This window comes from Williamsia sp. CHRR-6 (assembly GCF_018474015.1).
Classification (GTDB): domain Bacteria; phylum Actinomycetota; class Actinomycetes; order Mycobacteriales; family Mycobacteriaceae; genus Williamsia_A.
Genome location: NZ_JAHCSG010000005.1, coordinates 131,305 through 145,581, shown reverse-complemented (window position 1 = coordinate 145,581; position 14,277 = coordinate 131,305). Strand labels below are relative to the sequence as shown.

The following is a 14,277-nucleotide window of genomic DNA, read 5'->3' as shown; positions in this document are numbered from 1 at the left end:
CGCGACGACGGTCAGCTCGCCGAGGTGACTCGGTAGACGTCGTAAACGCCCTCGACGTTACGCACCACGTTGAGCACGTGGCCCAGATGTTTGGGGTCACCCATCTCGAAGGTGAACTTGCTGATCGCCACCCGGTCACGCGAGGTGGTCACCGAGGCCGACAGGATGTTCACCCGTTCATCGGCCAACACCTTGGTCACGTCTGACAACAGGCGATGGCGATCCAGTGCTTCGACCTGGATGGCGACGAGGAAGACCGATGACGGGGACGGCGCCCAGGTGACCTCGATGATCCGCTCGGACTGCTCTTGCAACGAGCCGGCGTTGGTGCAGTCGGTGCGATGCACACTGATCCCACCGCCGCGGGTGACGAAGCCGAGGATCTCGTCACCGGGCACCGGGGTGCAGCACTTGGCCAGTTTCGCCAGCACGTTGTCGGCGCCGGGAACCAGCACGCCCGCATCACCGGCGGGCCGGGTGCGCGTGGGCATCGACGAGGGTGTGGACCGTTCGGCCAGTTCCTCCTCGGCCTCCTCCACACCACCGAGCGCGGCGACCAGCCGACCCACCACATGCTGGGCCGAAACGTGGCCCTCACCGATGGCGGTGTAAAGCGCAGACACGTCGAGGTAGCGCAGCTCGCGCGCAATGGAGGCCATCGACTCGGCACTCATCAAGCGTTGCAACGGAAGTCCGCCGCGGCGCACCTCCTTGGTGATCGCGTCCTTACCGTTCTCCAGCGCCTCCTCGCGGCGCTCCTTGGCGAACCACTGCCGGATCTTGGTCTTGGCCCGCGGCGACACCACGAAGTTCTGCCAGTCCCGCGACGGTCCGGCGGTAGGCGCCTTGGAGGTGAAGACCTCCACCACCTCGCCGTTCTCCAATGTCCGCTCCAGCGCCACCAGCCGACCGTTGACCCGGGCCCCGATGCAGCGGTGCCCCACCTCGGTGTGCACGGCGTAGGCGAAGTCGACGGGCGTGGACCCTGCGGGCAGGGTGATCACGTCCCCTTTCGGGGTGAAGGCGAAGATCTCCTTGACGGCCAGGTCGTAGCGCAACGACTCCAGGAACTCGCCCGGATCGGCAGCCTCACGCTGCCAGTCCAACAGCTGTCGCATCCAGGCCATGTCGTCGATCTCGGCGGCGTCATCGCGCGAGTTGTTGCGTCCCCGGGTCTCCTTGTACCGCCAGTGCGCGGCGATGCCGAACTCGGCGTTGCGGTGCATCTCGTGGGTGCGGATCTGCACCTCCAGCGGCTTGCCCTCGGGGCCGATCACCGTGGTGTGCAACGACTGGTAGACACCGAAGCGGGGCTGGGCGATGTAGTCCTTGAACCGGCCGGCCATCGGCTGCCACAGCGAATGCACCACGCCTACCGCGGCGTAGCAGTCGCGGATCTCCTGACACAGGATGCGCATGCCGACCAGGTCGTGGATGTCGTCGAACTCTCGGCCCTTGACGATCATCTTCTGATAAATCGACCAATAGTGCTTGGGTCGGCCCTCGACGGTGGCCTCTATCTGAGATCCGCTGAGCGCCTTGGTGATCTCGGTACGCACCTTGGCCAGATAGGTGTCCCGCGAGGGCGCCCGGTCGGCGACCAGCCGCACGATCTCCTCGTAGCGTTTGGGGTGCAGGATGGCGAACGACAGGTCCTCGAGCTCCCACTTGACCGTGGCCATCCCGAGCCGATGCGCCAGGGGCGCAATCACTTCCAACGTCTCGCGCGCCTTGCGCGCCTGCTTTTCTGGTGGCAGGAATCGCATGGTGCGCATGTTGTGCAGGCGGTCGGCCACCTTGATGACCAGCACCCGAGGATCACGGGCCATCGCGATGATCATCTTGCGAATCGTCTCGGCTTCGGCGGCGTTGCCCAGCGCCACCTTGTCGAGCTTGGTCACCCCGTCGACGAGATGCGCCACCTCGTCGCCGAAATCTGTGGCCAGCGCACCCAGGCCGTAGCCGGTGTCCTCGACCGTGTCGTGCAGCAGGGCCGCCACCAGGGTGGTGGTGTCCATGCCCAGATCGGCGAGGATGGTAGCCACGGCCAGCGGATGGGTGATGTAGGGATCCCCGGATTTGCGGAACTGTCCGGTGTGATGGCGATCGGCGATGTCGTAGGCGCGTTGCAGCACGCTGACGTCGGCCTTGGGATACAGATCGCGGTGCAGTGTGACCAGCGGTTCCAGGACCGGCCGAATGGGGTTGCGGGTGGCCGTCATCCGGCGGGCCAACCGGGCGCGCACACGGCGCGAGGCCGACGTGGAGCTGCCCACCCGTTCGTCGCGTCCGATGGCGGCAAACGGCGCGGTGTCAGCTGAGCCGGCGCTCTCGACGGTGACGAGAGGAGCCGAGTCGAGAGATCCGGGGGGCGCGGGATCGGAGCCGGGTGGGATCGGCGCGGGCGCTGGTTGCGACTGCGCCACATCACGAGTCGTCGGCTGATCCGTCACGCCCACCTCCTCAGGGGTAGCGATGTGCTGACATCGACAAGGACCCGACCCCAGAAACGATGGTAGTACTCAGCCGAGGGTGAGACTGGTCAGGGCCAGATGCGGGTGAGCCTGTTCGACCAGGCTGCGCCCGGGCAGTCCGTCGATCTCGATGACCACCACGGCGCTGACCACCTCGGCACCTGCCCGACTCAGCAGATCAAGGGTGGCGTTGAGCGTCCCACCGGTCGCGAGGACGTCGTCGACGACGAGTACCCGGGCGCCGCGCAGGTCGATTCCGTCCGCGGGGATCTCCAGTGTCGCCGAGCCGTACTCGAGGTCGTAGGTGGCTGCGTGCACCGGCGGCGGGAGCTTGCCGGATTTGCGGACGGCCAGCACTCCGACGCCCAACCGGACGGCAACGGCTCCGCCGATGAGGAACCCCCGGGCGTCGATCCCGGCGACGAGATCGACTGGGCCACCGGCCGCGGCCACGGCAGCCGTCACGGCCGCAAGACCCGCCGCGTCGGCGAGAACCGGGGTGAGGTCCTTGAAGGCCACTCCAGATACGGGGAAGTCGTCGACCAGCCGGGTCAGGCGTTCGATGGCTGTACGCGCAGCCGTGAGTTCGGCTCCCGCATCGGTGGGCGAGGTCATCGGGTGCGGCGGGTTCGGCACGGTCGATGCCCTACTTCGGCCCGGTCGACGCCCGCATCGGTGGGCGACATCATCAGTTCCGGCGCCGCTTGCCGGTGGGTCGGGGCTCGTCGCGATCGAGCACCGCGGTGCCGGCGCGCTTGCCTGCGCCGACGGATGCGGTGACCGGGGCACCGGCGCGCAACGCCAAGACCTTGGTGGTGTGGCGTTTGATGTCCAGGCGGCGTTCCTTCATCGACACCAGCAGCGGTGTGGCGAAGAAGATCGACGAGTACGCGCCCACGATCACCCCGACGAGCTGGATCAGGCCCAGGTCCTTGAGGGTGCCCACACCCAACAGCCACACGGCGATGACCATCAGCGCGATGATCGGCAGTACCGAGATGACGGTCGTGTTGATCGATCTCATCAGCGTCTGGTTGATCGCCAGGTTGGCCTGTTCTGCGTAGGTGCGCCGGGTGGTGTCGAGCACCCCCTTGACGTTCTCCTCCACCTTGTCGAACACCACCACGGTGTCGTACAGGGAGAAGCCGAGGATGGTGAGCAGGCCGATCACCGTCGCCGGCGTCACCTCCAGTCCGACCAGCGAGTAGATGCCTGCGGTGCACCCGATGTCGAAGATCAGTGACGCCATCGCGGCCACCGCCATCTCGCGATCGAATCGAACCGCGATGTAGACCAGCACGATGATCAGGAAGACACCGAGCGCAAGCAGTGCCTTCTCGGTGATCTCGCTACCCCAGGTGGAGCTGACGTCCGAGGAGTTCACGTCCTCGACCCTCAACGGAGCGAACCGCTGCGCAAGTGCCGCCGACAGTTTCTCCGTCTCGGCCTGGTTGAGCGTCTCGGTGCGGATCTGCACCGTCTTGCTCGATCCTGATCCGGCGGTCTGCACCGTCTGCGGAGACTTGCCCAAGGCGTCGGAGAACGCCTTCTCGACGGCCGAGTTGGTGGTCTGTGAGGACGCCTTGAACGACACCTGCGTGCCGCCCTCGAAATCGATTCCGAGGGTGAACCCACGGATACCGATGCTGGCGAAACAGACGATCATGATGGCCGCGCTGATCGCGAACCACATCTTGCGACGTCCGACGATCTCGAACGCACCGGTGCCGGTGTAGAGCCGCGAGAGCAATGAATGACGTTGGGCCACAGCCTGGTTGCGCGCGTCATCGGCCACGGTCTCGGCGGTGTCGATCGCGTCGTCGGTGCGGGCACGGGTGTCGTCGCTCATCGAGCGCTCTCCTTCTCCAGGGTGGCGCTGCGGTTGGCGGCCAGGCGACGCTCCTTGGCGACCTGCGCGACACCGCCGAGGCCGACAACCTCGGGCCGGGACAGGAAGTTCGACCGACTGGCCAACACCACCAACGGGTTGGTGACCAGGAAGACCACGACGAGGTCGAGGATGGTCGTCAGACCGAGGGTGAACGCGAAGCCACGTACCTGGCCGATGGCCAGGAAGTAGATGGCGGCGGCGGCGATGAAGCTGACCGCGTTACCCGACCAGATGGTGCGGCGTGCTCGCACCCAGCCGCGAGGCACCGACGATCGGAAACTTCGGCCCTCACGCATCTCGTCCTTGATGCGTTCGAAGTAGACGACGAACGAGTCGGCGGTCATGCCGATACCGATGATGAGACCGGCGATGCCGGACAGATCGAGGGTGAAGCCGATGGAGCGGCCCAGTAGGACCAGGATCCCGTACACCATCACACCCGAGGCGATCAGCGACAGCATGGTCAAGAAGCCGAGCATCCGGTAGTAGAGCAGGGCGTAGAGCAACACCGCCACCAACCCGATAGCGCCGGCGATCAAGCCGGCCCGTAGCGACGCCAGGCCCAGGGTCGCCGAGATGGTCTGTGCATCAGATGACTTGAACGACAATGGAAGTGAGCCGTACTTCAAGACGTTGGCCAGGTCTTTGGCGGTGGCCTGGGTGAAGTTCCCACTGACCTCGGTGCTGGGCGTGGTGATGGCGCCCTGGATCTGTGGGGCACTGACCACTCGGGAGTCGAGGGTGAACGCGGTCTGCTTGCCGACGTTCTTGCCGGTGTAGTCGGGCCAGAAGTCCTTGGCCTTGTTCTTGAACGAGACGTTGACGATCCACTCACCCAGCGACTGCGGATTGGTACCCGCCGACGCGTCCCCGATGTCGCGGCCGTCGATGATCTGCGGCGCCAGCAGGTACACCTCTTTGCCGTCCTCCGAGCACGCGACGAGGTACTGCTCGGGATCGTCGTTGCCCTGCAACGGGTCCACGGTCTTCGGATCGCAGTCGGTCTTGGCCAGCTGCGCTACCAGAGCATCAGGCTTGGCGGTCTTCGGGGCCTGACGAAGCTTCTTGGCTTCGGCGATGGCCTGGGCCACGGTTTGTCCGGGCGGGGGCGTGGTCGGTTTCTGCGGGGTGGCGGCCACGACCTGCTCCACCGGTCGCACGTACAACCGGGCCGTCTGGCCCAACGCCCGGGCCTGTCGACCGTCCTTGCCGGGCACGGTGATCACCAGGTTGTCGCCGTTGGTGACCACTTCCGACCCCGACACGCCGAGCCCGTTCACGCGCTGCTCGATGATCTGTTTGGCCTTGTCGAGCTGGCTCTTCGACGGCGCTTTCCCGTCCGGGGTACGAGCGGTCAGGGTGACCTGGGTCCCGCCCTGAAGGTCGATCCCCAGTTTCGGTTTGAGAGAGCCATTGCCGGTGAAGAACACCAACACGTACACGATGATCATCAGGGCGAAGAACGCGATCAACGGCCGTGACGGCGGGATCTCACGCTTGGACGTTGCCACGCTGGTTACGACTCCTCGGATTTGTGCTCGACCGACCGATGGTCCCGGCGGTCCGCACGACAGGCTACGTGGTCACCTCGGCACCGCTGCGCACCGCAGGTCACCCCGGGGACCTCAGTTGTCGCGTTCGGCCTTCTTGTCCAGTTCGACGCGCGAATCGACGTCATCGTGATCGTCGGATTCGTCGTAGTCGTCGTAATCGCTGGTGTCGACGCCGGGGAACGAGGTCGCGACGTCATCAGGGTGCACCACCTCACGCACGGCCAGGCGGTTCCACCGGGTGACGACACCCGGGGCCAACTCGAGGTCGACCACACCGTCCCCGACGGCGACCACGGTGGCGTAGGTGCCCGAGGTGGTCTGCACGCGGGCGCCGGGCTGTAGCGAGTCCTGCATCTCCTGGATCTCGGCGGCCATCTTCTTCTGCCGCCGGACCGACAGGAACATGAAGACGGCAAGGACGACGAGCAGGATGGGGAAGAGCAACTCCATGGTGGAAAACAGTCCTTGGGGTGTTGATGACGGAGACGGGACGGCATCGACCGGGGCCGATGGCCACGGCGTCGGGCATGGTGTGCACGACGCCTGCGCCATCAGTGTGCCACGCTCGAGCGAGAGCGATCACCCCTGCAGGAGACCTACGTCACCCATCGGCATCAGAGATCGGGGTCGAAAAGGGTGTCGGTGTCGCGCACCCGAACACCGAATGCCCCCTGCATCGCGCCCGCGGGCGGGGTGAGGTCGAGGTGTCGCCACGCCGCGGCGGTGGCCACTCGACCGCGTGGGGTGCGCGCGACCATGCCCGCACGGACCAGGAACGGTTCACACACTTCCTCGACGGTCGCCGGCTCCTCCCCGACTGCCACCGCCAGCGTGGACACGCCCACCGGTCCCCCGCCGAAACCCTTGACCAGCGCGGTCAGCACAGCCCGGTCCAGTCGGTCGAATCCCTGCTCGTCGACGTCGTAGACGGCCAGCGCCGCGCGCGCCACGGCCAGGGTGACCAGACCGTCCCCGCGCACCTCGGCATAGTCGCGGACCCGGCGCAACAGGCGGTTGGCGATACGGGGTGTCCCCCGCGATCGACGGGCGATCTCGGCGCCTGCATCAGGCTCGATGCGAACCCCGAGGATGCCCGCCGAACGGCTGAGCACCAGCTCGAGTTCGGCGGGCTCGTAGAACTCCATGTGCGCGGTGAACCCGAAGCGGTCACGCAGCGGCCCGGTCAGCGACCCCGACCGGGTGGTGGCGCCGACCAGGGTGAACGGCGCCACGTCCAGCGGTATGGAGGTGGCGCCAGGACCTTTGCCCACCACCACGTCCACCCGGTAGTCCTCCATCGCGAGATACAGCATTTCCTCGGCTGGCCGGGCGATGCGGTGGATCTCGTCGATGAACAACACGTCACCCTCGACCAGGTTCGACAGCATCGCCGCGAGATCACCGGCACGTTCGAGCGCGGGACCCGAGGTGACGCGGATGGCTGAGCCCATCTCCCCGGCGATGATCATGGCCAACGAGGTCTTGCCCAGACCCGGCGGACCCGACAACAGGATGTGATCTGGCGTCCCGCCGCGCCCCCGCGCTCCGGCCAACACCAGCTCCAGCTGTTCGCACACGCGCGGTTGACCGATGAAGTCACCAAGACTCCGCGGCCGCAGGCTGGAGTCCAGCTCGCCGTCTGAGGTGACCGCATACGGATTCACATCACGTTCCTCGGGATCGAACCCGGCTGGGTCGGCGTCGGTCATCGTGCCCCCTTGCCCAGCAACGCCAGGCCCGCCCGCAGCACGGTCGCCGAGTCGGCGTCGGGATCACCGGCGACGACCGAGGCCACGGCACGCTCGGCGGCCGGTGCTGGAAAGCCCAGTCCCACAAGCGCTTCGACCACCTGATCGGCCACCGACAGCGAGGTGCCGACCGGTGCGCCCGCCACCACCTCCCCGGAGGGCCGACTCACCTTGTCGCGCAACTCCACCACGAGGCGCTCGGCGACCCGCTTGCCGACACCGGGCACCGTGCACAGTGCCTTGACGTCGGAGTCGGCCAGTGCCCGCCGCAGCGCGTCGGGTTCGAGGACGGCCAGGGTGGCCATCGCCAGACGCGGACCCACCCCGGTCACCGTCTGCAGCAGCGTGAACAGGTCGCGGGCATCAGAGCCGGTGAACCCGTAGAGGGTCATCGAGTCCTCGCGCACGATCATCGTGGTCAGCAGCGTCGTCTCGGCGCCGCGAGACACCCCGGCCAGCGTGGACGGTGTGGCGAGCACCCGGTAGCCGACGCCGGCGCACTCGATGATCAGGTGATCGAGGGCCACGTCGAGCACAGGACCGCGCAGGGACGCGATCATCGCGCGCCCCGGGCCGCCGCCACCCGGGCGAGGTGGGTGGCCCGCGCCGCCCGTGCCTGCGCCTGTGCCGCGGCCATCCGTTCGACCATCGGCCCGCGCCAGCAGTGGCAGATCGCCAACGCCAACGCATCGGCGGCATCGGCGGGTTTGGGCGCGGTCTGCATCCCCAGGATCCGGGTGACCATGGCCGTCACCTGCGCTTTGTCGGCCCGCCCACTGCCGGTGACCGCCGCTTTCACCTCGCTGGGCGTGTGAAATCGCACCGGCACGCCACGTTGCGCAGCGGCCAGGGCGATCACGCCGCCGGCCTGCGCGGTCCCCATGGCGGTGCTCACCTGATTCTGAGCGAAGACTCGCTCGATGGCGACCACCTCGGGCGCGTGGGTGTCGAGCCAGTGCACGGCTGCGGTGTGGATGGCCAACAACCGCTCGGACAGGTCCATGTCGGCGGGGGTGCGCACCACGTCGACGTCCAGCGCGGTCACCGAGCGACCGGCCCCCGATTCCACCAGCGCGATTCCGCATCGGGTGAGACCCGGGTCGACACCCATCACGCGCACACGCCACCTCCACCTCAGACGAACAATTGTTCGAGATTGTAGCGGCGACGCGCGACGGTCTCGGTGATCAACACGAGCGCAGTTGCGCGGCAAGAACGTCATTCGTCCAGATACACGCCAGCCAGAAAGGTGTCGAAGTCCCGGCACACCGACATCAGCCGGTCCTCTTGGTGCAGCCACAGGTAGATGTGGCCTCGATCGTGGCTGCGTAGTGAGAGCATGAACCCGTTGCCACCGTCGTCGTAGGCGAACGGCAACATCCCGGCAAGGCTCGGAGTTGATTCCAGATAGTCCCTGGCGAGTTGCTCGATCGGTAACGCGCCGTGCTTGATGGGATGGAATCCGTTGATGGAGAAGATGAACTCATCGCCTCGGACTCGATTGCCCGCCGGGTATCCCCCGTTGTTGGCCAGGTAGAACTCGGTGACGGCGGTGGGCAGCGCAGCTTCGTACATGCGCTCGATCGGTGCGAGGTCGCCACGACTGATCGGGCTCTCGGAATCGTCGAGACGCATCGGCATCCGCTCAGGCGTCGAGCTCGGCGAGGACCTCGTCGCTGATGTCGACGTTGCTGTAGACGTTCTGCACGTCGTCGGAGTCTTCGAGAGCGTCGATGAGCTTGAACACCTTGCGCGCACCGTCGGCGTCGACAGCCACCTCGACCGACGCCCGGAAGCTGGCCTCGGCGGAGTCGTACTCGATCCCGGCCTCCTGCAGCGCGGTCCGAACTGCGATGAGATCGGTTGGCTCACTGATGATCTCGAAGGAGTCGCCGAGGTCGCTGACCTCTTCGGCGCCGGCGTCGAGCACAGCCATCAGGATGTCGTCCTCGGTTTGGCCTGCCTTCTCCAAGGTCACCACGCCCTTGCGGGCGAACAGGTAGGACACCGATCCCGGATCGGCCATGTTGCCGCCGTTGCGGGTCATGGCGGTGCGCACCTCGCCGGCTGCGCGGTTGCGGTTGTCGGTGAGGCACTCGATGAGCACGGCCACCCCGTTGGGGCCGTAGCCCTCGTACATGATGGTCTGCCAGTCGGCGCCACCGGCTTCTTCGCCGCCGCCGCGTTTGCGGGCGCGCTCGATGTTGTCGTTGGGGACCGAGGACTTCTTGGCCTTCTGGATGGCGTCGAACAGAGTCGGGTTGCCCGCAGGGTCACCGCCACCAGTACGGGCCGCCACCTCGATGTTCTTGATCATCTTCGCGAACATCTTGCCGCGTTTGGCGTCGATCACCGCCTTCTTGTGCTTGGTGGTGGCCCACTTGGAATGGCCGCTCATCGAGGTCGCCCCTTTCTCACCGACACGTGTCCGTCAACCGCCCGATCCTACCCGCACCATGGACACGAAGAGTTCGTGCAACCGTCGGTCTCCGGTCATCTCGGGGTGAAACGACGAGGCCAACACCGCACCCTGACGCACCGCCACCACCCGGCCGGCGGCCGGACCGTCGGGCACGGTGGCCAACACCTCCACTCCTGCCCCCACCCTCTCCACCCAGGGTGCCCGGATGAACACCGCCCGCATCGGCGGGCCGTTGATCGTGCGCACGTCGAGATCGGTCTCGAACGACTGCACTTGGCGTCCGAAGGCGTTGCGCCGCACGGTGATGTCGATCGCGTCGAGGTGATGGGCGTCGGGGCGGGTGTCGAGGACGTCGGAGGCCAGCAGGATCATCCCGGCGCACGAGCCATACGCCGGTAGCCCCTGCGCCAGCCGGGCCCGCAGCGGATCTAGCAGCCCGACCAGCTCCAGCAGCCTGCTCATCGTGGTCGATTCACCGCCCGGGATGACGATCCCGTCAACGGCGTGCAGCTCACTGGGCCGGCGCACCGCCACCGCTGTGGCACCGCAATCGTTCAGTGCCGCAACGTGTTCTCGGACATCACCCTGCAGGGCCAACACGCCGATCGTCGGTTGCTCGCGGCTCACGCGCCCTCGGACTTGGCGAATTGGTCGGTGGGCATCTGGCGTCCGGTGCGCGCCAGCCCCTCCTGGGTGACCGCGGCGACCATCCGCCCGGCGGTGTCGAAGATGCGGCCCTGGGTCAGTGCGCGACCACTTTCGGCCGAGGGAGAGGTCTGGTCGTAGAGCAGCCACTCGTCGGCCCGGAACGGCCGCAGGAACCACATCGCGTGATCGAGGGAGGCGCTCTGCGGGATCACGTCGGGGTGGGGCACCCGCGCCGAACCCAGCAGCGTCATGTCGCTCATATAGGCCAGCGTGCACACGTGGAACACCTGGTCGTCGGGCAGCGGATGTCGGTACTTGAACCACACCCGCTGCTGGGCGGCCAGGGAAGGAGCCCGCACCAGGTCGGTCGCGGGAACCAGCCGCAGATCGAAGTTCTCCCATTCCCGGAAGACCGAGGCCTGCAGCGTCACCTCGTTGGGCAGGGTCTCGGGTTCGGGCGCGGGAGGCACGGTGTCCTGGTGCACCAGCCCCTCCGACGGCACCGCGAACGACGCCGACATGCTGAAGATCGCCTCACCCGACTGCACCCCGGTCACCCGCCGCGTGGTGAACGACCGGCCGTCGCGGATGCGGTCGACCAGATAGATCGTCGGCGCGTCCGGGTCACCCGGACGCAGAAAGTACCCGTGCAGCGAATGCACCTCGTAGCGAGTCTCCACGGTGTGGGTCGCGGCGATCAGCGCCTGCCCGGCGACCTGCCCGCCGAAGGTGCGCTGCAACTGACTGGTCTTGGCCTTGCCGCGGAAGATGTCGTCGTCGATCCGTTCGAGCTGCAGGATCTCCTCGATGGTCGCCACCTGTTGACTCCTCTACGTCGCAAATCCGCCATACCGCCACCGCACTCTATTCGGCGACCGCGCACGGTGAGCGCACCGGCCCACGCTGGTCGGACCTGGTCACGCGCAGGCGGGCCGGTCAGACGTCGTCGAGTCGACTCACGGCCGCGACGATCACCGTCACGTTGTCGCGGGCTCCGAGGGCCAGCGCTCCGGCGATCAGCTCCGACGCCGCCGCGGCCGCGTCGGGCGCGTCGGCGAGGATGTCGGAGATCTCGGAGTCGGGCAGCTCACCGGTCAGACCGTCGGAACAGATGAGAACTTTGTCGCCGACGACCACCGGGAACGCGAAGAAGTCAGCCTCGGCGTCCATCCCAGCCCCGACCGCGCGGGTGATCACGTTGCGGCGCGGGTCGACGCGGGCCTGCTCGGCGGTGAGGAAACCCGCCTCCACCAACTCCTGAACCTGGGAGTGATCGGTGGTCACCTGCTCGAGTTCGGACTCCGACCACCGATAGGTGCGTGAGTCTCCGATGTTGACCACCAACCAGTGCGGCACACCGTCATAGGTGACCACCATCGCCCCGGTGACCGTGGTCCCAGCCCGTCGTCCGTTACGAGAGTCGATGTGGTCGATTTCGTCTGCGGCGACATCGAGGGCGTCGAGGACCGCGGCTCGCGTCGACGTCAGATCGCCGGGAACCACGGCACCGAGCGCCGCGAGGACCGCCTCACTGGCGATCTCGCCTCGATCATGCCCACCCATCCCGTCGGCCAACAGGTACCGCTGCCGCGCCACCAAGGCGGCGTCTTCGTTGGCCTCACGCACCAGACCGACGTCGCTGACCGCCGACCATTCGACGCGGAACCCGTCGAAGTCGTGGACCCCGGAGGCCGCCGAATTACGTACGGTGGGAATCGATTCCATGGTCATGCCCGGTTCTGCTCGCGACACTGCTCCGAGTTGACGAGCACACTTCCCCCCCGGGTGACCGTGTCGGTTCCACTGCCCCCGACCACATGCGGACTACCAGCCGCGCTCGGCCAGGCGGTGATCGACCGGTAGCGACTCGACGTTGATGCCGACCATGGCCTCCCCGAGACCGCGGGAGACCTTGGCGAGTACGTCGGGGTCATCGTAGAAGGTGGTGGCCTGCACGATGGCCGCGGCGCGCTGCGCGGGGTTCCCAGATTTGAAGATCCCCGACCCGACGAACACGCCGTCGGCGCCGAGTTGCATCATCATCGCCGCGTCGGCGGGGGTGGCGATCCCACCGGCGGTGAACAGCGTCACCGGCAGTCGGCCGGCCTTGGCCACCTCGGCGACCAACTCGTAGGGGGCGCTGAGCTCCTTGGCCGCCACGTACAGCTCGTCCTCGGGCAGCGAGGTCAGCTTCTTGATCTCGTCGCGAATGGTGCGCATGTGGGTGGTGGCGTTGGAGACGTCGCCGGTGCCAGCCTCCCCTTTCGACCGAATCATGGCCGCGCCCTCGGTGATCCGTCGCAGCGCCTCACCGAGACCGGTTGCCCCGCACACGAAGGGAACGGTGAACTTCCACTTGTCGATGTGGTGGCTGTAGTCGGCCGGGGTGAGCACCTCGGACTCGTCGATGTAGTCCACGCCCAGGCTCTGCAGGATCTGCGCCTCGACGAAGTGGCCGATGCGCGCCTTGGCCATGACCGGGATGGAGACGGTGGCAATGATGCCGTCGATCATGTCGGGGTCACTCATCCGCGACACCCCGCCTTCGGCGCGGATGTCGGCGGGCACCCGCTCGAGAGCCATCACCGCGACCGCACCGGCGTCCTCGGCGATCTTGGCCTGCTCGGCGTTGACGACGTCCATGATGACGCCGCCCTTGAGCATCTCGGCCATTCCGCGCTTCACCCGGGCGGTACCGGCACCGCTGGGCTGCTGGTCGTTGTTCGGTACTCCCACGCTGTTCACAGTGTTCTCCTTGACGACGCTGTCATGACACTTCCGATGTCCACAAGACCACGGACGGTACGACCACGGGGCGAGCACCGGGTGGTGTGGCCCCAGGGGCGATTCTAGGCCCTGATGACCGCCTGACCTGCGGCCGGGCGTGCGGTACTCGACACACCTCACGCGACGACGCGCTCGACGATCTCCAGGTAGCGCGGTTGGGGGGCGGTGCCGCCGAGCTGCAGCAAGCGCACCGGCCGCCGCCGCCGCAACGCGAGCGTGTCGCGGACAGCGTCGTTGTAGAAGCGACGCGAGATCATCACCCGGGTCTCGGCGTCGGCCAGCTCGGCCACCAATTGCGACCGCAGGGCGCCGGTGTCGACGTGGGCGAGGTGGGCGGAGAGTGCGTTCTCGGCCGCCTCTCGTTCCTCGCGCGGCGCGCGTTCAGCCCGATCGGCTGCGGCGACCAGTTCGCGTCCGTCGACGCCCAGGCCCGCCCCGATGGTCCGCGCGACCACGGCGCGTCGGGCCAACGCCGCGTCCAGCGCCTGCCAGGCCAGATCGACCCGCACGTGCAACCGATCGAGGCGGTTGGCGGTCCGATACGCCCAACCCGCCACCACCACCAGGACAACCACCACCACGGCAGCGACCAGAACCGTCAGGGCTGAAACTGTCATCAGGTGCACTCCGTCTACAGGTCGTTGTTCGGTGGGGATGATCGGCGCACATGACTGCACCGGCGTCGAGGAACTGATCGTGCCAGATCCGATTGCCGGGCAAGCGGTATGCGGTCCCAGCAGGCCATGCGGCCAGC

At 67.1% G+C, this 14,277-nt stretch carries 14 protein-coding genes and 1 pseudogene; all 15 read right to left on the bottom strand.

The window, feature by feature from the left end:
* Positions 1-11: 11 nt before the first annotated feature.
* On the bottom strand, positions 12-2,396 hold the full coding sequence (locus KIK15_RS14535) for a bifunctional (p)ppGpp synthetase/guanosine-3',5'-bis(diphosphate) 3'-pyrophosphohydrolase (protein ID WP_374222867.1): 2,385 nt from the start codon (positions 2,394-2,396) through the stop codon (positions 12-14).
* A 126-nt stretch (positions 2,397-2,522) separates the two neighbouring features.
* A complete protein-coding gene (locus tag KIK15_RS14530; RefSeq protein WP_214245652.1) occupies positions 2,523-3,089 on the bottom strand; it encodes an adenine phosphoribosyltransferase in 567 nt (188 codons plus the stop codon).
* Between the two features lie 73 nt (positions 3,090-3,162).
* Complete coding sequence (secF, locus tag KIK15_RS14525) at positions 3,163-4,323, bottom strand: protein translocase subunit SecF (protein ID WP_214245427.1); 1,161 nt, start codon at positions 4,321-4,323, stop codon at positions 3,163-3,165.
* Entirely contained in the window at positions 4,320-5,816 is a 1,497-nt protein-coding gene (gene secD / locus KIK15_RS14520) for a protein translocase subunit SecD (protein WP_214245651.1), read from the bottom strand. The genes secF and secD overlap by 4 nt, the downstream gene beginning before the upstream one ends.
* Before the next feature lie 174 nt (positions 5,817-5,990).
* The gene (yajC, locus tag KIK15_RS14515; RefSeq protein WP_214245426.1) at positions 5,991-6,368 is read right to left on the bottom strand and encodes a preprotein translocase subunit YajC; all 378 of its coding nucleotides are present in this window, start codon (positions 6,366-6,368) and stop codon (positions 5,991-5,993) included.
* A 164-nt stretch (positions 6,369-6,532) separates the two neighbouring features.
* On the bottom strand, positions 6,533-7,627 hold the full coding sequence (gene ruvB, locus KIK15_RS14510) for a Holliday junction branch migration DNA helicase RuvB (protein WP_214245425.1): 1,095 nt from the start codon (positions 7,625-7,627) through the stop codon (positions 6,533-6,535).
* Entirely contained in the window at positions 7,624-8,226 is a 603-nt protein-coding gene (gene ruvA / locus KIK15_RS14505; protein ID WP_214245424.1) for a Holliday junction branch migration protein RuvA, read from the bottom strand. The genes ruvB and ruvA overlap by 4 nt, the downstream gene beginning before the upstream one ends.
* A complete protein-coding gene (gene ruvC, locus KIK15_RS14500; protein WP_214245423.1) occupies positions 8,223-8,786 on the bottom strand; it encodes a crossover junction endodeoxyribonuclease RuvC in 564 nt (187 codons plus the stop codon). The genes ruvA and ruvC overlap by 4 nt, the downstream gene beginning before the upstream one ends.
* A 98-nt stretch (positions 8,787-8,884) precedes the next feature.
* Complete coding sequence (locus KIK15_RS14495) at positions 8,885-9,301, bottom strand: SMI1/KNR4 family protein (protein WP_214245422.1); 417 nt, start codon at positions 9,299-9,301, stop codon at positions 8,885-8,887.
* Positions 9,302-9,311: 10 nt separating this feature from the next.
* Positions 9,312-10,064 carry a YebC/PmpR family DNA-binding transcriptional regulator gene (locus KIK15_RS14490; protein WP_214245421.1) on the bottom strand — a complete coding sequence of 251 codons (753 nt, stop codon included), beginning with the start codon at positions 10,062-10,064 and terminating at the stop codon, positions 9,312-9,314.
* A 33-nt stretch (positions 10,065-10,097) separates the two neighbouring features.
* Positions 10,098-10,715 carry a pyridoxal 5'-phosphate synthase glutaminase subunit PdxT gene (pdxT, locus tag KIK15_RS14485; RefSeq protein ID WP_214245420.1) on the bottom strand — a complete coding sequence of 206 codons (618 nt, stop codon included), beginning with the start codon at positions 10,713-10,715 and terminating at the stop codon, positions 10,098-10,100.
* Positions 10,712-11,554: an acyl-CoA thioesterase II gene (locus KIK15_RS14480; RefSeq protein WP_214245419.1), complete on the bottom strand. Its 843-nt coding sequence runs from the start codon at positions 11,552-11,554 to the stop codon at positions 10,712-10,714. Before KIK15_RS14480 ends, pdxT begins: the two co-directional genes overlap by 4 nt.
* A 118-nt stretch (positions 11,555-11,672) precedes the next feature.
* On the bottom strand, positions 11,673-12,467 hold the full coding sequence (locus tag KIK15_RS14475) for a PP2C family serine/threonine-protein phosphatase (protein ID WP_250324686.1): 795 nt from the start codon (positions 12,465-12,467) through the stop codon (positions 11,673-11,675).
* Between the two features lie 93 nt (positions 12,468-12,560).
* Positions 12,561-13,472, bottom strand: a complete 912-nt coding sequence (pdxS, locus tag KIK15_RS14470) for a pyridoxal 5'-phosphate synthase lyase subunit PdxS (RefSeq protein WP_214245649.1) — start codon at positions 13,470-13,472, stop codon at positions 12,561-12,563.
* A 179-nt stretch (positions 13,473-13,651) separates the two neighbouring features.
* Positions 13,652-14,140, bottom strand: a pseudogene (locus KIK15_RS14465) (exopolyphosphatase); the annotation flags it as partial.
* Positions 14,141-14,277 lie beyond the last annotated feature (137 nt).

What these genes read in the sequence shown, in the direction of transcription:
- KIK15_RS14495 (WP_214245422.1), bottom strand. Translation starts at nt 9,301, where the DNA reads ATGCGTCTCGACGATTCCGAGAGCCCGATCAGTCGTGGCGACCTCGCA.
- yajC (WP_214245426.1), bottom strand. Translation starts at nt 6,368, where the DNA reads ATGGAGTTGCTCTTCCCCATCCTGCTCGTCGTCCTTGCCGTCTTCATG.
- ruvB (WP_214245425.1), bottom strand. Translation starts at nt 7,627, where the DNA reads ATGACCGACGCCGACCCAGCCGGGTTCGATCCCGAGGAACGTGATGTG.
- secF (WP_214245427.1), bottom strand. Translation starts at nt 4,323, where the DNA reads ATGAGCGACGACACCCGTGCCCGCACCGACGACGCGATCGACACCGCC.
- KIK15_RS14490 (WP_214245421.1), bottom strand. Translation starts at nt 10,064, where the DNA reads ATGAGCGGCCATTCCAAGTGGGCCACCACCAAGCACAAGAAGGCGGTG.
- secD (WP_214245651.1), bottom strand. Translation starts at nt 5,816, where the DNA reads ATGATCATCGTGTACGTGTTGGTGTTCTTCACCGGCAATGGCTCTCTC.
- ruvA (WP_214245424.1), bottom strand. Translation starts at nt 8,226, where the DNA reads ATGATCGCGTCCCTGCGCGGTCCTGTGCTCGACGTGGCCCTCGATCAC.
- KIK15_RS14475 (WP_250324686.1), bottom strand. Translation starts at nt 12,467, where the DNA reads ATGACCATGGAATCGATTCCCACCGTACGTAATTCGGCGGCCTCCGGG.
- KIK15_RS14530 (WP_214245652.1), bottom strand. Translation starts at nt 3,089, where the DNA reads ATGACCTCGCCCACCGATGCGGGAGCCGAACTCACGGCTGCGCGTACA.